Origin of the sequence: Pseudooceanicola marinus, from assembly GCF_002786295.1 — a bacterium.
Taxonomy (GTDB): domain Bacteria; phylum Pseudomonadota; class Alphaproteobacteria; order Rhodobacterales; family Rhodobacteraceae; genus Pseudooceanicola; species Pseudooceanicola marinus.
Map to the genome: position 1 here is coordinate 121,390 of NZ_PGTC01000029.1, position 18,923 is coordinate 140,312.

The 18,923-nt window shown below is 67.6% G+C and carries 20 protein-coding genes; 6 read left to right on the plus strand and 14 right to left on the minus strand.

What is annotated here, in order from left to right:
* Positions 1 to 44: 44 nt before the first annotated feature.
* The 8 genes from CVM50_RS19950 to phnG all read right to left on the minus strand — a co-directional run bounded on the left by CVM50_RS19950 (position 45) and on the right by phnG (position 6,488).
* Positions 45 to 1,226, minus strand: coding sequence for an alpha-D-ribose 1-methylphosphonate 5-triphosphate diphosphatase (locus CVM50_RS19950; protein ID WP_232618319.1), 1,182 nt, complete (start codon positions 1,224 to 1,226; stop codon positions 45 to 47).
* Positions 1,223 to 1,795, minus strand: a complete 573-nt coding sequence (gene phnN / locus CVM50_RS19955; RefSeq protein ID WP_085887150.1) for a phosphonate metabolism protein/1,5-bisphosphokinase (PRPP-forming) PhnN — start codon at positions 1,793 to 1,795, stop codon at positions 1,223 to 1,225. The genes CVM50_RS19950 and phnN overlap by 4 nt, the downstream gene beginning before the upstream one ends.
* Positions 1,795 to 2,478 (minus strand): phosphonate C-P lyase system protein PhnL, encoded by a 684-nt coding sequence (gene phnL / locus CVM50_RS19960; protein WP_085887151.1) that lies wholly within the window; start codon positions 2,476 to 2,478, stop codon positions 1,795 to 1,797. The genes phnN and phnL overlap by 1 nt, the downstream gene beginning before the upstream one ends.
* A gap of 23 nt (positions 2,479 to 2,501) precedes the next feature.
* Entirely contained in the window at positions 2,502 to 3,296 is a 795-nt protein-coding gene (gene phnK / locus CVM50_RS19965) for a phosphonate C-P lyase system protein PhnK (RefSeq protein ID WP_085887292.1), read from the minus strand.
* A gap of 31 nt (positions 3,297 to 3,327) precedes the next feature.
* Positions 3,328 to 4,209: an alpha-D-ribose 1-methylphosphonate 5-phosphate C-P-lyase PhnJ gene (locus CVM50_RS19970; RefSeq protein WP_085887152.1), complete on the minus strand. Its 882-nt coding sequence runs from the start codon at positions 4,207 to 4,209 to the stop codon at positions 3,328 to 3,330.
* A 109-nt stretch (positions 4,210 to 4,318) separates the two neighbouring features.
* Positions 4,319 to 5,428 carry a carbon-phosphorus lyase complex subunit PhnI gene (locus tag CVM50_RS19975; protein ID WP_085887153.1) on the minus strand — a complete coding sequence of 370 codons (1,110 nt, stop codon included), beginning with the start codon at positions 5,426 to 5,428 and terminating at the stop codon, positions 4,319 to 4,321.
* Positions 5,428 to 6,006, minus strand: a complete 579-nt coding sequence (gene phnH, locus CVM50_RS19980; RefSeq protein ID WP_085887154.1) for a phosphonate C-P lyase system protein PhnH — start codon at positions 6,004 to 6,006, stop codon at positions 5,428 to 5,430. The genes CVM50_RS19975 and phnH overlap by 1 nt, the downstream gene beginning before the upstream one ends.
* Positions 6,007 to 6,023: 17 nt before the next feature.
* Positions 6,024 to 6,488, minus strand: a complete 465-nt coding sequence (phnG, locus tag CVM50_RS19985; RefSeq protein ID WP_085887155.1) for a phosphonate C-P lyase system protein PhnG — start codon at positions 6,486 to 6,488, stop codon at positions 6,024 to 6,026.
* A gap of 106 nt (positions 6,489 to 6,594) precedes the next feature.
* On the opposite strand from phnG, the gene phnF reads away from it, so the two are divergent.
* On the plus strand, positions 6,595 to 7,338 hold the full coding sequence (gene phnF / locus CVM50_RS19990; protein ID WP_085887156.1) for a phosphonate metabolism transcriptional regulator PhnF: 744 nt from the start codon (positions 6,595 to 6,597) through the stop codon (positions 7,336 to 7,338).
* Positions 7,339 to 7,467: 129 nt separating this feature from the next.
* The gene (locus CVM50_RS19995) at positions 7,468 to 8,652 is read left to right on the plus strand and encodes an alpha-D-ribose 1-methylphosphonate 5-triphosphate diphosphatase (RefSeq protein ID WP_085887157.1); all 1,185 of its coding nucleotides are present in this window, start codon (positions 7,468 to 7,470) and stop codon (positions 8,650 to 8,652) included.
* Between the two features lie 86 nt (positions 8,653 to 8,738).
* Here CVM50_RS19995 and CVM50_RS20000 read toward each other — a convergent pair whose 3' ends face one another.
* The 5 genes from CVM50_RS20000 to phnC all read right to left on the minus strand — a co-directional run bounded on the left by CVM50_RS20000 (position 8,739) and on the right by phnC (position 13,564).
* Entirely contained in the window at positions 8,739 to 9,356 is a 618-nt protein-coding gene (locus CVM50_RS20000; protein ID WP_085887158.1) for an LbetaH domain-containing protein, read from the minus strand.
* 126 nt (positions 9,357 to 9,482) lie between these two features.
* The gene (gene phnE / locus CVM50_RS20005; RefSeq protein WP_100148560.1) at positions 9,483 to 10,814 is read right to left on the minus strand and encodes a phosphonate ABC transporter, permease protein PhnE; all 1,332 of its coding nucleotides are present in this window, start codon (positions 10,812 to 10,814) and stop codon (positions 9,483 to 9,485) included.
* Positions 10,811 to 11,701, minus strand: coding sequence for a phosphonate ABC transporter, permease protein PhnE (phnE, locus tag CVM50_RS20010; RefSeq protein WP_085887159.1), 891 nt, complete (start codon positions 11,699 to 11,701; stop codon positions 10,811 to 10,813). The genes phnE (CVM50_RS20005) and phnE (CVM50_RS20010) overlap by 4 nt, the downstream gene beginning before the upstream one ends.
* Before the next feature lie 71 nt (positions 11,702 to 11,772).
* Positions 11,773 to 12,675, minus strand: coding sequence for a phosphonate ABC transporter substrate-binding protein (gene phnD / locus CVM50_RS20015; RefSeq protein ID WP_085887160.1), 903 nt, complete (start codon positions 12,673 to 12,675; stop codon positions 11,773 to 11,775).
* Positions 12,676 to 12,742: 67 nt separating this feature from the next.
* On the minus strand, positions 12,743 to 13,564 hold the full coding sequence (gene phnC / locus CVM50_RS20020; RefSeq protein WP_085887161.1) for a phosphonate ABC transporter ATP-binding protein: 822 nt from the start codon (positions 13,562 to 13,564) through the stop codon (positions 12,743 to 12,745).
* 372 nt (positions 13,565 to 13,936) lie between these two features.
* Between phnC and CVM50_RS20025 the strand changes: the two genes are divergently transcribed.
* Together CVM50_RS20025 and CVM50_RS20030 are read left to right on the plus strand one after the other, a co-directional pair.
* The gene (locus tag CVM50_RS20025) at positions 13,937 to 15,511 is read left to right on the plus strand and encodes a sensor histidine kinase (RefSeq protein WP_085887162.1); all 1,575 of its coding nucleotides are present in this window, start codon (positions 13,937 to 13,939) and stop codon (positions 15,509 to 15,511) included.
* A 3-nt stretch (positions 15,512 to 15,514) separates the two neighbouring features.
* Complete coding sequence (locus CVM50_RS20030; RefSeq protein WP_085887163.1) at positions 15,515 to 15,934, plus strand: response regulator; 420 nt, start codon at positions 15,515 to 15,517, stop codon at positions 15,932 to 15,934.
* A gap of 393 nt (positions 15,935 to 16,327) precedes the next feature.
* Here the strand turns inward: CVM50_RS20030 and CVM50_RS20035 are convergent, their stop codons facing one another.
* A complete protein-coding gene (locus CVM50_RS20035) occupies positions 16,328 to 17,047 on the minus strand; it encodes a response regulator (protein WP_085887164.1) in 720 nt (239 codons plus the stop codon).
* Positions 17,048 to 17,334: 287 nt separating this feature from the next.
* On the opposite strand from CVM50_RS20035, the gene CVM50_RS20045 reads away from it, so the two are divergent.
* Complete coding sequence (locus CVM50_RS20045) at positions 17,335 to 18,096, plus strand: sensor histidine kinase (protein WP_085887165.1); 762 nt, start codon at positions 17,335 to 17,337, stop codon at positions 18,094 to 18,096.
* 198 nt (positions 18,097 to 18,294) lie between these two features.
* On the plus strand, positions 18,295 to 18,882 hold the full coding sequence (gene hisB, locus CVM50_RS20050) for an imidazoleglycerol-phosphate dehydratase HisB (RefSeq protein ID WP_085887166.1): 588 nt from the start codon (positions 18,295 to 18,297) through the stop codon (positions 18,880 to 18,882).
* Positions 18,883 to 18,923: the final 41 nt, after the last annotated feature.

Sequence of the window (18,923 nt, forward strand, 5' to 3'; positions counted from 1 at the left end):
TGCGGCGCATGGCCGCCCCTTCCGTGCCAGATCGCGTGGCCCGGTCAGCCGACGCGCGCGCCCTCGACGAAGACGCCGCGCACCACCGGCACGTTGCCGCGCTTGGCAAAGCGGATCAGGTCGGCCCGCTGGCCCACCTCCAGCGCGCCCCGGTCGTTCAGCCCCGAGGCCCGCGCCGGCGAACGGGTCACCGTCGCCATCCCGCGCGCCATGTCGCCCCAGTGTTCGCCCAGCATCACCGCCGCCTGCAAAAGCGCCGCCGGCACGTAGTCGGAGCTGATAATGTCCAGCAGGCCGAGGTCCGCCAGTTCCAGCGCGGAGACGTTGCCGGAATGCGACCCGCCCCGGATCAGGTTGGGCGCCCCCATGATGACCTGGATACCGTGGTCATGGCAGGCCCGCGCCGCCTCCACCGTGGTCGGGAACTCCGCCAGGCGGATGCCGTGGCGGGCGGAGGTTTCGACCTGGTCGCGGGTGGTGTCGTCATGGCTGGCCAGCACCGCGCCATAATTCGCCGCCGCCTGCACTGAGGCCGCCTCGTGCCGGGCGCCCAGCCGGTCATGCAGATCGTAGAGGAACTGGCAGTACTCGCCGAAGCCTTCCTTCGACAGCCCGTGCTTGCCGCAGACATAATCCTCGAACTTCGAGATGTCGCTGAACTGGCGCTGGCCCGGGGTGTGATCCATCAGGGAGACGATGCCCACGTTGTCCTCGGGGCCGAACTCTGACAGCTCCTCGATCAGGGTCTCGGAGCAGGTCTCGGCCCGCAGGTGCAGCTTGTGGCTGATCTTCAGGGCACCGGCGTCGCGCATGGCGGCGATCTGGTCGGCCATGGGGCGGGCATAGCGGCGGTAGTCCCCGCGCGGCCCCTCGACGATCGAGCCCACCCGGATCGCGTCGAAGACCGTGGTGATGCCGCAGCCGGCCAGTTCCGCGTCATGGGCGACGATGGCGGCATTGTGCGGCCAGTGGGCCTTGGGACGCGGGGTGATGTGGCGTTCCAGGTTGTCGGTGTGCAGCTCGATCAGCCCGGGCGAAAGGTAGTCGCCCTCGCAATCGACCGCGCCCGCGGGTACCGCGCCGCTGCCGATCTCGGCAATCTCGCCGCCGCGGATCACCACATGGCCCCTGCGCGTCTCGCCGGGCAGCACCAGGGTGGCATTGGCCAGGATCAACTCGTCCGTCGTGCTTTTCGCCATCTCGTTTTTCACCATCTGGTCTTTCATCGTCTCACTTCCATCTCTGTTGCCGCCTCTTGCAGCCTGTCGTCCAGCAGGGCCAGCACCGCCGCGACGGTGCGCTCCAGCGGGCCCGAATTGTCCAGTTCCACCACGTCAACGCTTTCCGGCAGGGCAAAGCCCGCCCGTGCCAGGCGCCCCGCGATCTCCTCTCGGCTTTCGCGCCCCCGCGCGGCCAGCCGGTCGGCCAGGACCTCCACGGGGGCGGTCAGGGCGACGCAGGCGAACCCCGGTACCTTCGCCTGGGCCTCTGGCAGCACCGCGCGCGAGAGGTTCACCAACAGGTCGCGCCCCGCGGCCAGCTCGTCCAGGACCGTGGCCGGGATACCATAGTGCAGCCCATGGGCCGGCCAGGACAGCAGGAAGGCGCCCCGGGCGGCACGGGCGGCAAATTCCGCCTCGCTGACACCCTCGAACTCTTCGCCCCCGGCCTCCGACGGTCGCGTGATGACACGCCGCACCAACCCGATGCCCGGGCGGGCGGCGGCCACCGCCTCCATCACGCTGTCCTTGCCGACGCCCGACGGCCCGACGATGCCCAGAAGACGTCCCGCCATCAGGCCACCCGCGCCGGGGTGAAGCCGGTCACGTCGACCTCGCGGTCACAGACTCGGTCGCGGGCCGGCTGATCGTGGAAAATGCCCACGATGGCCGCGCCGCGTGCCTTGGCCTCCTCGATCAGCTGCAACACCTCCTCGCGGTTCACCGCGTCGAGGCTGGCGGTCGGCTCGTCGAGCAGCAGCGCCGGGTACTGGCGGGCAAAGCCGCGGGCGATATTCACCCGCTGCTGTTCGCCGCCCGAAAACGTGGTGGGCGACAGCCCCCAGAGGCGTTCGGGGATGTTCAGCCGGGTCAGCAGGGTACGGGCGCGCTCCTGCGCCACTTCCCGGGGCAGGCCCACCGACAGCAGCGGCTCGGCCACCACCTCCAGCGTCGGCACCCGGGGCACCACCCGCAGGAACTGGCTGACGTAGCCCAGCACGGCGCGGCGCAGCGCCAGGATCTCGCGCGGCTCGGCGGTGGCGACATCGGTGCCGTCCACCAGGATCCGCCCCGAAGCGGCCAGGTAGTTGCCGTAGATCATCCGCATCAGGGTGGATTTGCCCGCCCCCGAGGCGCCGACCAGTGCCACGCATTCGCCGGGGGCCACCGCAAGGCTCGCCCCTTCCATCACCGGAATGACCGTGCCGCCCTGGTTGTGCAGGGTGAAGGTCTTGGTCACGTTCTCGACCGAGATCATTGCGTCCGTCATCTCATCTCTCCTCAGACCTGCAGGACCGAGCTGACCAGCAGCTGGGTATAGGCATGTTGCGGGTCGTCCAGCACCTGGTCGGTCAGGCCGGTTTCGACCACATGGCCGGATTTCATCACCATCAGCCGGTCCGCCAGCAGGCGGACCACGGCCAAGTCATGGGTGACGATGATGGCCGACAGGCCCATCTCTCGCACCAGCCCGCGCAGGAGATCCAGCAGGCGCGCCTGCACGCTGACGTCGAGGCCGCCCGTGGGTTCATCCATGAAGACCAGCCGCGGGCCGGTGACCAGGTTGCGCGCGATCTGCAACCGCTGGCGCATGCCGCCCGAAAAGGCCGTGGGCCGGTCGTCCATCCGATCGGCGGCGATTTCCACCCGGCCCAGCCAGTCCTCGGCCTTGGCCCGGATGTCGCCGTAGTGGCGTGCCCCCAGCCCCATCAGGCGTTCGCCCACGTTGCCGCCGGCGCTGACATTCATGCGCAGCCCCTCATGGGCGTGCTGATGCACGAAGGCCCAGTCGGTGCGCCCCAGCATGCGCCGCTCCGGCTCGCTCATGGTCACGGTATCGACCATCTGGCCCGCACGGTCGAACAGCACCCGGCCCGTATCGGCCGCCAGGTGGCCCGCCAGGCAGTTCAGCAGGGTCGTCTTGCCCGAGCCGCTTTCACCCACGATGCCCATCACCTCGCCCGGGTAGAGGTCGAAGGAAACCTCCTCGCAGCCGATCCGCCCGCCGTAGTATTTCGCCAGCCCCTCGACCGTCAGCAACGGCCGGTCGGTGGCGCCGGCGCGGTCCTCGATCATGTCCTTCATCGTCTCACTCTCCGTTCCGCGCTCAGGCTGCGCTCTCGGCCACGCCGAGGGGCCCAAGGTGCCCCGCCGCGCGACGCTCGCCGCAGAAATCCGTGTCCGAACAGACGAACATCCGCCCGCCCGCATCATCGGTGATCACCTCGTCGAGATAGCTGTCCTCCGCCCCGCACAGGTCGCAGCAATGCTCGGCCCGCATCCGGGTGAAGGGGTAGTCCTCGAAATCGAGGCTCACGACCTCGCAATAGGGCGGCAGGGCATAGATCCGCTGCTCCCGGCCCGCGCCAAACAGCTGAATGCCCGCCATCTCCAGCTTGGGGTTGTCGAACTTGGGGATCGGGCTGGGGTCCATCACGTAGCGCCCCTCCACCTTCACCGGATAGGCATAGGCGGTGGCGATCTCGCCGTGGCGCGCGATGTCCTCGTAGAGCTTGACGTGCATCAGCCCGTATTCCTCCAGCGCATGCATCTTGCGCGTCTCCACCTCCGAGGGTTCGAGGAAGCGCAGAGGTTCCGGGATCGGCACCTGGTAGACCAGCACCTGGCCCTCGGTCAGGTCCCGTTCCGGGATCCGGTGACGGGTCTGGATGACCGTGGCCTCGGCGGTCTTTTCGGTAGTCTCAACCTGCGCCACCTTCTCGAAGAAGCGCCGGATGGACACGGCGTTGGTGGTGTCATCCGCCCCCTGGTCGATGACCTTGAAGCGGTCCTCGGGCACCATGATGGCGGCCGAGATCTGCACGCCGCCGGTGCCCCAGCCATAGGGCATGGGCATTTCGCGGCTCGCGAAAGGCACCTGGTAGCCCGGGATCGCCAGCGCCTTCAGCAGCGCGCGGCGGATCATCCGCTTGGTCTGTTCGTCGAGGTAGGCGAAATTGTACTCGCCCGCGATCTGTTCCACGCTCATGCGTCCTGCTCCCGGGCGGAAGGCGCCACGCCCCCTGCCCCTATCCGATAGCCGAAAATACTCTCGCCGAAGGCTTCGGCCCGGCACGGGCCGAAAATGCAATGGCTGCTCATTCCGCCGCCTCCCGGCGCGCGCCCTGCTGCGCCGCATCCGCCTCGCGACGGATCTTGCGCACCAGTTCCAGTTCCGACTGGAAATCGACGTAGTGGGGCAGCTTGATATGTTCGAGGAAGCCCGTCGCCTGGATATTGTCCGAATGGTACAGCACGAATTCCTCGTCCTGCGCCGGCGCGCCCTTGTCGTCTTCGCCCAGCTCCTTCCAACGCAGCGCCCGGTCGACCAGCGCCATGGAGATCGCCTTGCGCTCCGTCTGGCCAAAGACCAGGCCATAGCCCCGGGTGAACTGCGGCGGCTCGGTCTTGCTGCCCAGGAACTGGTTCACGGTCTCACATTCGGTGAGGGTGATCTCGCCGACCTCGATGGCAAAGCCCAGCTCGGGGATCTCGGCCTCGACCGGGACGGTACCGATGCGAAGCTCGCCCACGAAGGGGTGGTTCTTGGCGTAGCCCCGTTGGGTGGAATAGGCCATCGACAGGACGAAGCCCTCGTCGCCCCGGGTCAGCGCCTGCAGGCGCAGCGGGCGCTCGGCGGGCAGCTCCAGAGGCTCGCGCGTCAGGTCGCCGGGCTGGTCGGCCTCGGGCGCGGGGGGCACCTCGTCCTGGATCAGACCTTCGCGGTTCAGGAACTCCGTCACCCGGGGCATCACCGGATGCTCGGCGGCCTCCGCCGGGGGCTCGGGCCGCTCCAGCCCTTCCGCCTCTAGCGCGAAGTCCAGCAGACGGTGGGTATAGTCAAACGTCGGGCCCAGCACCTGCCCCCCCGGCACATCCTTGAAGGTGGCCGAGATGCGCCGGTCACAGGCCATCGCCCCGGTATCGACGGGCTGCGAATAGCCGAAGCGCGGCAGGGTCGTGCGATAGGCGCGGATCAGGAAAATCGCCTCGATCAGATCGCCGCGTGCCTGCTTGATCGCCAGCGCCGCCAGGTCGGGATCGTAGAGGGAGCCCTCGGCCATCACCCGGTTCACCGCCAGCGCCAGCTGTTCGCGGATCTGCGCCACCGACAGCTCGGTGACCGACACATCGCCCCGGCGTTCGTCCTCCAGCCACTCATGGGCCTTATCGATGGCCTTCTCGCCACCTTTCACTGCCACATACATCAGGCAAGCTCCCCTTCGGCAACGCGCGTGGTGCGCGGCAGCGCCCAGAGGGTCGCGCCGTCGCAGAAATAGAAATCCAGCCCCAGCGGGAAGAGCGCCCGGTTGGCCTGGAACGGGCCCACGGCGGGCAGCTCGGCCCGGCGGCTCTCCTTGATCCCCGGCCCGACCAGTGTCACCGGCTGGGCCGCAAAGGCGCCGTCGACGATCAGCGTGGCGCTGCGGTCGGGGTACTCGGCGGTGCCGATGGCGTATTGGCCCAGATCGCCCAGGGCCTCCCAGGTGCCCAGCCCGAAGGCCGCCTCGCCCCGCGCCACCAGCGGCGCCCCGCAGTGGAAGGTGATCCAGTCGCGCACCTCCGGCCGGTCATGATCGCCCGCCAGATGCACCGGCGTTTCCGGATCGCACAGGACCAGCAGCAGGGTCGCCGCCGCCGGGCTGACCGGCGCGGGCGCCGCGCCCAGGTCTCCCAGCTTCTGTACCTCGCCGGGGCGTGCCATGACCTCCAGCGCCGCGCGGAAGGCGCGGGCCGACTGGCGCGGCGCATCCTCGAAGCCGCCCGTCAGGGCCTCGCTTGCCATTGCTCCGTTTCGGGTCATCAGTCTTCTCCCCGTACCATGGTGAAGAAATCCACCTTCGTCTGATCGGCCCTGGTCGCCCGCGCGGCCCGGGCCGCCGTCATCTCGGCCTCCAGCGGATCCAGCAGTTTGGCCCGCAGGCGCGGGGCGTCGGCGCCCTGCATGCCCGCATCGACCAGCGCAGCGATCTCGGCCTTCTTGCGATCCCGGCCCTGCACCATGGCATGGCCGACCGCTCCCGCTTCGGTCTTCAGCGAACAGCGCGTCACGCTCATCTCGCCCAGGTTGAAGGCCGCGCCGGTGCCCCCGGCCCGACCGCGCACCATCACGCCGCCGACTTCCGGCGCGCGCAGCCAGGTGAACCCCGCCTCGCGCCCCGCCTCGGCCCAAAGCGCCGCCAGCCGCGCCGCCGGCGCCTTCGCCAGAAGCGACATCCAGGCCTTCCGGGCCGCCTCCTCTTCCGTCAATTCCCGCCGTTCCGACATTAGACACCTTGCAGATTTGTCTATCTAACTATACAACTAGACAAATCTATAGACAGCCGCCCCGAGTCGCACAAGGCCGGGCGCCCCCGATCAGGATGAAACTTTCATGACGCCTGCCGACGGCTCCCCGCCCCGCAAGACCCCACTGTGGCGTTCCATCGCGGATGCGCTGACCAATGATATCGCCTCGGGCCGCTACCGCCCCGGCGACCGCCTGCCCACGGAGGCGGAGCTGTCGGCCCGCTTCGGCGTCAACCGCCACACGGTGCGGCGCGGGCTGGCGGCGCTGGCGGAGGCGGGACTGACCCACGCCCGGCGCGGCGCGGGCGTCTTCGTGGCGCAAAGCCCCACGGACTACCCAATTGGCCGCCGCGTCCGATTTCACCAGAACATCCGTGCCGCCGGGCGGCTGCCGGCGAAGAAACTGCTGCTGGTGGAAACCCGCGCCGCCGATCCGCGCGAGGCGGAGCTGCTGCGCCTCGCCCCGGGCACCGAGGTCCTGGTGAGCGAGGGCATCTCGCTGGCCGACGACCAGCCCGTCGCGCTCTTCCGCTCGATCTTTCCGGTGACCCGCCTGCCCGGCCTGCAGGACAGCCTGGCGCGGCTGTCGTCGATCACGCTGGCGCTGCGCGACAACGGCATCCCCGACTACACCCGCGCCTGGACGCGGATCACCGCCAAGCTGGCCAATGCCCATCAGGCGGTGCAGCTGCAACTGCGCGAAGGCGACCCGATCCTGCGCACCACGTCCCTGAACGTCGACCCCGACGGCCAGCCGCTGGAATACGGGCGCACCTGGTTCTCCGGTGATCGCGTCACCCTTACCCTGGGCGAGGAGGACGAGACCTGAGTCCGCCCGACGCCACCCAAAGCTGTCATCACAAGGATTTCAGCCGGATTTGATGGATTTCGCGGCGCAACGTCACGCCGCCGATACAATCAGAGGTTATCCACAGCGAACAAAACGTCGAGCAGAGCCATGCCCCAGACCTTGCCCAGCCTGCGCCTGACCGGCGCAACCATCCTGCGTGACGGTGCCCTTCAGGACCGCTCCGTCGCCTTTGCCGAGGGCCGGATCACCCGTGGCCCCCTGCCGGAGGTGGACCTGACCGGCTACCTGGTGCTGCCGGGGATCATCGACCTGCACGGCGACGCGTTCGAACGCCACATGGCCCCGCGCCCGACGGCCCCCTTCCCCCTGGCGACAGGGCTGCGCGCCACCGATCGTGACGCGGCGGCCAATGGCATCACCACCGCCTGGCTGGCGCAAAGCTGGTCCTGGGAGGGTGGTCACCGCAGCCCCGATTTCGCCCTGTCGCTGCTTGACGCGCTGGAGGCCTACCGCGCCGACCACGCCCTGACCGACCTGCGCGTACAGATCCGCTGCGAGACCCACACCGCCGAGACGGAGGCGCGGCTGCTCGACGCCGTGCGCCGCTACGGCATCGACTACGTGGTGTTCAACAACCACCTCGACGAGACAGCACAGATGATGGAAGGCGGCCGCGAAGACCTGCTGATCGCCGCGCGCAAGGCTGGCCGCAGCCTGCAGGACCACATGAAGATCCTCCAGGACGCCAAGCGCCAGGCGCGCGAGGTGCCGCGCTATCTCTGCCGGCTGGCGGAACAGTTCGATGGCATGGGCGTGACCTACGGCAGCCACGACGACCCCGATGGCGAGACGCGCGAGACCTTCTCGATGATCGGCGCCAAGATCTGCGAGTTTCCCACCGCGCGCTCGGCGGCGGCCCTGGCCCGCGCCGTGGGCGACCCGATCCTGATGGGCGCCCCCAACGTGGTGCGTGGCGGTTCGCAGTCGGGCAATATCGCGGCGGTGGAACTGATCCGCGCGGGCCTCTGCGATGCGCTGGTGTCGGATTACTACTACCCGGCGCTGCACCAGGCGGCCTTCGCCCTGGCTGATAGCGGGCTACTGCCCCTGCCCGCCGCCTGGGACATGATCTCGGCCCGCCCGGCAGAGATCCTGCGCCTGCCCGACCGGGGCCGCCTGCAACCGGGGCTCCGCGCCGACATGGTGGTCATCAACCAACAGACCCGCGCCATCGAGGCGACGATTTCGGGCGGGCGTATCACCCACCTGGCCGGCGAGGCCGCGCATCGCTTCACCGCCCTGCCGCAACGTACGGCCATGGCCGCCGAATAGGCCACTGGCTCCAGTCCGCCCTTCGGGTCCCGCGCGCCGGGGGACAGCGTCCCCCGCGACCGCCTGCAAGGACGGTCCGAACGCGCTCAGCCCTCGTATTTCTCCAGAAACGCCTCGGCGCTCAGCGCGCGGAAATCCTCCAGGCGCGCGCGCAGGGTGGCGTGATCCCAGTGCCACCAGGCCAGGGCGATCAGCCGGTCTGCCACCGCCTCGGGCTGGCGCCGACGCAGCACCCGGGCGGGCGTGCCCGCGACGATGGTGTAAGGCGCCACGTCCTTGGTCACCACGGCGCCGGCCGCCACCACGGCGCCATCCCCCAGGGTGACCTCGGGTTTGATCATGGCGCCATTGCCGATCCAGGTGTCATGCCCGACACGGGCGCGCCGCGACCGTCGATGATCAAAGAAGGCCGTGTCGTTTTCCACGTCGTCCCAGTAGTCGGCGGAACGGTAGAGGAAGTGATGGCAGGCGGCGGTGTCCAGCGGGTGATCCGTGGCCCCGATCCGGGTGAAGGCCGCGATATTGGCGAACTTGCCGATGGTCGCGTTGGCGACATCGGCGTAGCGGTCGCAATAGCTGTAGTCGTCGAAGCTGGAATGCCCGATCCGGCTGCCCCGGCCGATCTCGACATAGCGGCCCAGCGTGGTCTCGGTCAGCTCCACATCCGGGTGTAGATAGGGGGTTTCGGCGGTCAGTCGGGCCATGGGGTGTCCTTCGGAAGAAAACTAGGGCGCAGGCCTCGACCCGCGCCCATCCGTGATGTGATTGCGCCCAGCAAAGCTGCAAAGCGGGCAGTTTGCAAAGGCGATCGGGACCAGCGGTGGCGCGGCTCAGTGCCCGCCGTCGTCCCCCTTGATCAACTTGCGCCGCAGCCAGCCGGAGAAGCTGTCCATGGCGAAGACCAGCATCACCACCAGTATGATGTAATAGGTCACCTCTTCCCAGTCCTTCTGGGTGATCATCGCCTGGGTCAGCAACAGGCCGATGCCGCCGCCGGTGATCGCCCCGATGATGGTCGCCGAGCGGGTGTTGCTCTCGAAGAAATACAGCACCTGGCTCAGCAGCACCGGCGTCACCTGCGGGATCACCCCGAAGCGATACCGTTGCACCGGCTTGGCCCCGGTGGAGCGAATGCCCTCGATCTGCTTGTCGTCGACGTTTTCCAGCGCCTCGGAGAACATCTTGCCGAAGGACCCGGTGTCGGTCAGCAGGATTGCCAGCGCGCCGGTCATCGGCCCGGGGCCGAAGGCGCGGGACAGCACGATCGTCCAGATCAGCGCATCTACCCCGCGGCAGAGGTCGAAGATGCGGCGGAAGAACTGCCGGACCAGCATCAGGGGCGTGAAGTTGCGCGCCGCCAGGAAGGCCAGCGGCAGCGCCACGAGGGCCGCGCCGAAGGTACCGAGGAAGGCCATCAGCAGCGTCTCGAACAGGGCCCAGGCCACGTCGGCATGCCGCCACATGTTGTTCTGCCAGAAGTCATGCCAGATCGCCCCGGCCTCACCAGAGGTGGCGCGCGACAGCAGCTCGCCCGCGCTCAGCCCGTGATAGGGGCTGTCGAGGGTGAAGAAGAACAGCTCCCACCCGGTGAAATAGCGGAAGACCTCGGTGCGGTTGCGGGTGATGGTCACCCGGCCCGCGTCGGTCACCACCATCACGCGGTTGCGCGCCGCGGAAATGTAGTCGGGCATCGGGCCATCGGGATAGGTGGCCTCCACCCCTCGCCCCTCGGACCGGGCGCTGATCGTGCCATAGCCGGGGATCTCGTACTCCACGTGGTCGGGGTAGTAACGCACCTCGTGGCCGTCGGGCATCTCGACCGTGGTCACGTCGCCCTTGACGGTCACCCAGTCGGGGCGCGTGCCCTCGGGGTATTCGCCCTTGCGTTCCCCCTCGATGGCATAGCTCATCTCGCCGGTGCGGTTGTCGCGTTCGACGTGGGTCTTGTAGCTGTAGATGTCGCGCATCAGGATAGCGCCGTTTTCCGGGCGTGCCCGGTCGATCAGCCCGGGCAGATCGAAGGCGAAGAAGGCATAGACGAGATAGAGCAGCACCAAGCCCGGCAGGCCGAAGGACCACAGCCGCTTGGTGCGGAACATCGCATCGGCGCGGGTCTTCAGGCTGTCGGTGGGGACGGTGTGGATGTCGGATGCCATGGTCATGCCAGCACCTCCTCCTTGCGGCCATGGGTCAGCCGGTCACGGAAATGGCTGCCGATCTGGTCGACGGCCACGATGGTCACGAAGAGCAGCAGGAAGATCGCGGCAGCCTCGTCGTAGCGGCCGATCCCCCAGGCCATCGCGTTCTTCAGCTCATACCCGATGCCGCCGGCGCCGACGAAGCCAAGGATGGCCGAGGCGCGGATGTTGATCTCGAACCGCAAGAGCGCGTAGCTGAGGTAGTTGGGCGCCACCTGCGGCATGACCCCCAGCACCATGCGCTGCGTCCAGCTGGCACCGACCGAGGTCAGACCCTCGACCGGCTTCAGCGAGGCGTTTTCGTTCACCTCGGAGAAGAGCTTGCCCAGCGCACCGACGGTGTGGAAGGCGATGGCGATCATCGCCGGAACGGGGCCGCCGCCCAAGACGAAGATCAGCACCAGGGCGATGACGATTTCAGGCACCGCGCGCATCACGTCCATGATCCGGCGCCACAGCGGGATCAGGCGCGGCCAGCGGGCCAGGCCCCGGGTCGCCAGCATCGACAGCAGGATGCCGCCCGCGGCCCCGATCAGCGTGGAAACCGCAGCAATGTTGATCGTTTCCACCAGGGCGGGGAAATATTTCACCAGGTTCGCGGGCAGGTCGGTGATCTTCTCCGCCGCCTCGGACATGACGGCCGCGGGGAAGGCTCCCAGCTGATGCAGCCCGTCCCAGAACCCGCCGGCATTGCGGGCGTCGGCGGTGATGAATCCGCTGGCCATCAAGGCCACGAAGACCGCAAGGATCATGCCCCCGTAAAGGCGTTTGCGGCGCGTTTGCGCCATATAGCTTTCGCGGATCTGGGCGGAGGAGGAAACCCCAGCGCCCGAAGCGGTCTGATCTGCCATGGAAGGTCCCGTCATGGGGGGAAACAAAAGAGAAAGGGCCCGCGCGCGGCGGGCCCTTTCGGAAGGGTTCATCAGTTGTTGATGACCGAGCGGCGTGCCGCGACGATGGATTCATACTCGGCATGGGTCACCGGGATGAAGTCCTTCGCGTCGCCGGCGGCCACGCCGTAGGCGCAGGTGGGGTCTTCTTCCCACAGGTCGGCGGTCAGCTGGGTGACGGCATCCTTGACGTCCTGCGGCAGGGCCTTGCGCAGCACGAAGGGACCTTCGGGGATGATGTTCGACTGCCAGATCTGGACCAGGTCGTTCATGTCCACCAGGCCCGCGTCCACGGCGCGACGCAGGGCGCCGGAGTTGAAGCCGTCTTCCCAGTTGCCCAGGCCGTCGGCCCAGGTCACGCCGGCGTCGACGTCGCCGTTGTTGACTGCGACGATGGTCTGTTCGTGGCCGCCGGTGAAGACGACATCGCCGAAGAACTCACCCGGCTCCATCGGGAAGCCAGCAGCGGCGATCTCGACCGAGGGGATCAGGTAGCCGGAGGTGGAGTTCGGGTCACCGAAGCCGAATTTCTTGCCTTCCAGGTCGGCCAGTTCGGTCACGCCGCTGTCGACGCGGGCAAAGCCGATGGAGTAGTAGCCGATGGAGCCGTCGAGGTTCTGCTTCACCAGCACCGGCTCGACCGCGTCCGCGTCGGCGATGTAGGTGCCGGCGTAGGAGGAGGCGCCCATCCAGGCCGCGTCGATGGTGCCGCCCAGCAGGCCCTGCATCACGCCGTTGTAGTCGGCCGGGGTGAAGACCTGGACCGGCACGCCAAGCGCATCGGAGATCTTGTCGGCATAGCACTCGTTGTTGGCCATGCGGTCCTGGGCGTTCTCGCCGCCGAGGATGCCGAGACGGAATTCGGAGATTTCCTGGGCCTGGGCGACGCCGGCCAGGGCGGTGGTGGCCAGAGCGGCCGCGATCAGTTTTTTCATCTTACAAGCTCCTTGGATTGGCCCCGGCAAACCCTTGCTCCCCGGGGCAGATGAAACGTGGAATTGGTCAGGCGGTCACCTTCGCCAGCGCGGCCTTGGCGGCGCTGCGGTCGATAGTGTTGATCTCAGTCGAGGTGGCCTCTTCCGAGAACGTGGCGTCGGCGCCGTAGATCTCGCGCGCCATGTCGGTGGTCAGCTGTTCGGGCAGGCCGTCGAAGACGATGCGCCCGGCCCGCATCCCGATCACCCGGTCACAATAGCGCCGCGCGGTATCCAGGGTGTGCAGGTTGGCGATGACCATGCGACCGTCTTCCTCGTGGATGCGGCGCAGCGCCTCCATGACGACCTGGGCGTTCATCGGGTCAAGGCTGGCGATCGGTTCATCCGCCAGGATGATCTTCGGATCCTGCATCAGGGCGCGCGCAATGGCCACGCGCTGTTGCTGGCCGCCCGACAGGGCCTCGGCGCGCTTGGGCGCATGTTCCGCGATGCCCAGCCGGTCGAGGATGTCGATGGCGCGGTGGATGTCATCGGTGGGATAGAGGTTGAACAGCGTCGACAGCGTCGAGCGGCGGTTCAGCGTGCCGTGCAGCACGTTCGACACCACGTCCATGCGCGGCACCAGGTTGAACTGCTGGAAGATCATGGCGCAATCGGCCTGCCAGGCACGTTTGTCCGCGCCGGTCAGGCTGCTGACCTTGCGGTCCTCGAATATGATGGTGCCCTCAGTGATGTCTTCCAGGCGGTTCAGCATGCGCAACAGCGTGGACTTGCCGGCGCCGGAACGGCCGATCACGCCGATCATCATCGGCTTGTCGACGTGAATGGTTGCGCTGTCCACCGCGGTGTTGCGCCCGAATTTCTTTGTCAGTTTCTCGATGCGAAGCACGAAGTCATCCCCTAGGTCCTTGCGCCGGTCCTAGGGGGCTTCGAAAAAGGATTTGTATCGGGACGGTTAACTTTTTGTAACACCGTCCGGGTCCGGCCATCCCCCGGCCCTTGGGTCGCCGCAGCCCCGGCCTGCTGCCTGAAATCCCGACATTTCAAGAGACCTTTTGCCCCGCAGTCGCCCCCCGAACCGGTGAGGTTTAACACATATTTCAGACGCTCCGCCTTAGGCTCCGGAGGCTGACGCCCGCGCTCGGACGCGCCACGCGGGCCCCGAGGGGCCGACATAGGGCGTAGAGAGGCTTCCACATGCGCCGGCCGTTCGATGGCCGGCCAACCGCACCGGGGCGCATGACATTCAGGGTGAGGTGCCATGACCTATCACAGACCGGCTTCAGAAGGGTCCGGCCCGGCCTCCCCCGGGGGCCTGCCGCCGCCTGCCCGGCCCGGCTGCACCATGTTGCAGGCGGCGCACAGCGGTGCCGACGCCCTGTCTAAGCAGGAACTGCAGTCCCGCTACGACCTGGCGGTAGCACTCTGCCCGGTGCCGGCGCTGATGGCGGATGTCGACGGCCGGATCCGATGTGCCAATGCCGCGCTCTACCACCTGTTCGGCCATGATCCCGGCAGCCTGACCGGCCAGGCGGTGGAGGTGCTGATCCCCCACAGTTCCCGCGATCGTCACCCGATCCTGCGCGGCGCCTTCGCCCACCAACCGGCACAACGCAGCATGGGCCAGGGCCGCGAGGTGTTCGGCCTGCACGTGGACGGAAGCCTGATCCCGGTGGAAATCGGCCTGTCCCCCGTTCCGCTGGGCGCGGACACCGAAGTGTTCACCACCGTCGTAGACATCAGCGAACGGCGCCTGAACGAACGCCGGCTGCGCGAGGCGCTGGATGCCTCGGCCACCGCCATGGTGCTGGTAGCGCCCGACGGCACGATCGAGCTGGTCAACACCATGGCCTGCGAACTGCTGGGCGGCGCGCCGCGCGATCTGGTCGGGCGCAACGTCGACAGTTTCGTGCCCCGTCACATGCGCCTGCAGCATTCGGTATTTCGCCAAAGCTACCTGTCGGCGCCCCGGCCCCGGGCGATGACCGCAGCACGGGAGTTGAAGGTCGTTGGCCTCGGCGGTCATGCCACCCCGGTGCATGTCGCCCTCACGCCGATCAATGGGGTCGGCGGGCAACGGATCATGGCCACGCTCGTCGACTTGACGGAAATACAGGCCAAGGAACATGAGCTGCAGCGCCACAATGTCCGCCTGTCGGCCCTGAACGATGAGCTGACCCAGTTCGCCTATTCCGCCAGCCATGACCTGCGCGCGCCCCTGGCCACCATCGCCGGGCTTCTGGAGCTGTGCCTGGAAGACCTGGCTGCCGGCGAAACCGCCGAGACCCGGCGCAGCATTCAGGACGCCCTGACCACCGCGCGGCGCAACATCAACAAGGTCGAACAGGTGCTCACCCTGGCCCGGGCCGGACTGGACGCCATTCCCGAGGAACGGATCGACCTGGTAGCCACCGCCCAGGCGATCTGGGACGATATGTCATCGAAATTGACCTCGCGCCCGGGCTTCACCATCGTCACCCGCGGCACGTCCTGGCTCCTGACGGAGCGTCCGACGCTGGTGACAATCATCGAGAACCTGCTGTCGAACGCAATCCGTTTTCGTGATCCGGCGAAGGCCGGTCATTGGATCGAACTGCGCTTCGACACCCGGAGCGGCGGCCATCTTACCCTGCAGATCACCGACAACGGGACCGGGATCGGCACCGCCGACAAGGCCCGCGTCTTCGAGATGTTCCGCCGCTCTGCGCACAGTGACGGCCACGGCCTGGGCCTGGCCATCGTACAGAAACACGTGCGCCGCCTGGCGGGAGATATCCGGCTGGACAGCTCCCCGGCCGGCAGCCGCTTCACCCTCACACTTCCACTCAGGACCTGACCGATGATCCCCACTTTCGTCGTCGATGATGTCGCCTCCGACCGCTATATCGCGCGCCGCCGGCTGACCAAGAACGGGCATTTCCACCCGATCCGTGAATCTGCCGACGGGACGGAGTTTCTGGAACGCTTCTTCGCCACCGATCGTCCCGCGCCCGATAAGGACACGCCGCCGGAGCTGATCCTGCTCGACATCAACATGCCGGAACTGGATGGCTTCGAGACCATCGAAGAGCTGAAGCGTCGGCGTAGCGCCGCGGACGCAGACAAGCAGGTCGTGGCGCTCTTCTCCTCCTCGGACAACGAACGTGACCAGGAACGCTCTCAACTGAGCGGGGTGGTCGAGCATTTCTTCACCAAGCCGATCAGCGATGCCGCCATCGAGGAGATCCTGGAGACGTACCGCGCCCGCGGCTACCTGTGAGCGTCAACGTAAGGCGAAAGCCCCGGCAAGCGGGGATGGAAGCGGACGGGCGTGGCCAGCGCAGAATGGCCGAGGCGGCGATCATATCTCCACTCTCATGGCGTCTCGCGATCGGTTGGTTGCACCGGCCCCTGCTCACACCAGATCGCTGTATCAGGCCCAAGGCCCGACACATTGCTTCGACCAGTGGTGACGACAAGATCCCCGCCCACCGACCTGGGCCGCCCGCGGTTTCAGGACGGACAGGTCAATCTGCTGCGGCCCCTGATGCGCCAGCCCCCATCAAGCAACCAGCCTACCGTGGCTGTGCCCGGCGGGACCGCTTCAAGCTGACGGGCAGGAAAGGACGCCCCCCTTGAGGCGGCAGCCCCCGGGCGAGGAAGAACGCCTGACTCAGTGCTTGCGGAAGACGAACTGCATTGCCGGGTCATCCAGCAGGTCTTCCCAATCACCCGGCTTGTCCTCCGGGATCAGACCGTAGGACCGCAGCATCTGCAGGGTGACGGCGCCGCTTTCCGGCGCAGTCGCACCGGGCACACCGCGCGACACTTCTTCACGCACGATGGCCCGCATGGCGGCCACGATCTCCTCTCTCTGCGCTTCCAGCGCGGACTGCAGGTTCTGCTGGGCCACACGGCTGCCCGCCTCCAGGGCGCGCAGGATCAGCGATTTCAGCGCGTCGCGGTCCAGATCCGTCTTCGCCTTGTAGTCGATGCAGCCGCTGCGGATCGCCTCTACCGCCACGTCATGCCGCGCCTCGCCGCTGATCATCACCACCGGGGCCTGGCCGTTCTTCTCGATCCCCCGCAGCATCTCCTGCGCGGCAAGACCATCGCCGTCGGGCAGCAGATAGTCGATAAAGACGACGTGATAGCGCCGGGCCTGCAGCATCTGGCGGAATTCCTCGATCCCGCTGGCGATGGACACCCGCACCGGCAGATCCGTCGAGCGGCAGTCACGCTGCAACTGCAAGGCGTCGAAGCGGCTGTCGTCGAGCACCAGCACGTCGATCAGCGTCGGCTCTGGCTCGGCCGGCGTGGTCAGCAGCGCCGGGACCTCGGAACGCTGAGGCGCCGCCGGGTCCCTGCGCGGTTCGTCCTGATGCGGCTCCATCTCCCGACTCCTTCTCGTCAAACGATATCCCGGGAGGAGCTTCCCCCTCCCGTCCTTGCCAAGCTGTTAAGGGGCGCCCGCCAGGCGCTTGAAATTCAATTGCAATTTTCGGCAATATCACTGCAGATCACGGGCCCCGGACCGGCCTCCGTTAAGGGCTTGTTCGCCTCCCCCCCACATCCTGCGGGCATGACCGAAGACCCTCCCCCCCCGACGCTGCGACCGTCCAGACCGCCCTCCCCGGCCTTGCCAGGAACGATCCGACAGACCGCGATCCGGCAGCCGAAATGGAGGAGTTCATCTACATCATCACCCATGATCTTCGTGCCAGTTTCCGTGCCTTTCACACGATCCCCGAATGGATCCGCGAGGACATAGGCCCCCTGCCGCCGGAGCGCGAGGCCATCGTGGCGGAGCACCTTGACCTGCTGACGACACAGGCCGCCCGTGCGGACCGCATGCTGCTGGAACTGCGAGACTTCTCCCGCATCGGGCGCCTCGCCGACCCGATCGGGCCACACCCGCTGGAGGAGGTGCTGGACCGGGCCTGCCAGATCTCGCCGCTGCCCGATCGGGCCAGCCTGCAGGTCACGGGCGGCGCGACGCTGTCGGGGCCGGGCAATGAACTCGCCATGTTCTTCGCCGCGCTGCTGTCCAACGCGGTCAAGCATCATGACCGCGAGCAGGTGCGGATCAGGCTGAGCCTGGCACGTGACGGCCCCCTCCTGCGCCTAACCCTGGACGATGACGGCCCCGGGATTCCCGCGCGGTTCCGCGAGGCGGTCTTCGCCCCGTTGCGCACCTTGCGCCCGCGCGATCAATGCGAAGGGTCGGGCATGGGCCTGGCCACCGCGCGCAAGATCGTCACCCGCCTGGGCGGCGAGATCCATATCGAACCGCCCGAGGGTGTGCCCCCCGACGCCCCGCGGCCCGCCGGGACGTCGGGGGAAAGCGTCGAAGGCCCGGTCACTGCGTCCCCTCGCGGCACGCGAGTGGTGTTCACACTGCCCGGCCAGATGGATGATCCGCCCCCGCTGCGGCTGAACTGAGGCGGTGGCCTTGGCGGCGCCTCGCCTGACCGCCCGACGTTTGCGCGTATGGCTGTCCTTAGAGCCCAGACTGTCCTTCGAGCCCGGGCAGGCCATCGCGCCTGGTCGGCGCCAGGCGCCTACCCTGAGACACCATGCGCCCTCTTCCCAAGTCCCCCACTCCCGGCCTATAAGCCCCTGGAAACTCCGGAGGCTTCCATGCGCAACGCCAAGGTCACCCGCTCGACCGCAGAAACCGACATTCACGTGGTCATCGACCTCGACGGCACCGGCCAGTACGAATGCGATACCGGCGTCGGGTTCTTCGACCACATGCTGGACCAGCTGTCGCGCCATTCGCTGATCGACATCACAGTGACCTGCAAGGGCGACACCTTCATCGACGACCACCACAGCGTCGAGGACGTGGGCATCGCGCTCGGCCAGGCCCTGACCAAGGCGCTTGGCGACAAACGGGGCATCCGCCGCTACGGCGATTGCCACCTGGCGATGGACGACAGCCTGGTTCGCGCCGCCCTTGACCTGTCGGGCCGGCCCTTCCTGGTGTGGAACGTAGACTTCCCCACCGAGAAGATCGGCAGCTTCGACACCGAACTGGTGCGCGAGTTCTTCCAGGCCTTCAGCACCCACGGCGGCATCACCCTGCACGTGGACACGCTGCACGGGCTGAATTCGCACCATATCGCCGAGGCGGCCTTCAAGGCCGTGGCCCGCGCCCTGCGCACCGCCGTCGAAAGCGACCCGCGCAAGGCCGACGCCATCCCCTCGACCAAGGGCACGCTCTGACCCGCCCTTGACCCCGTTCCGCATCCGGGCCACGACAGGCC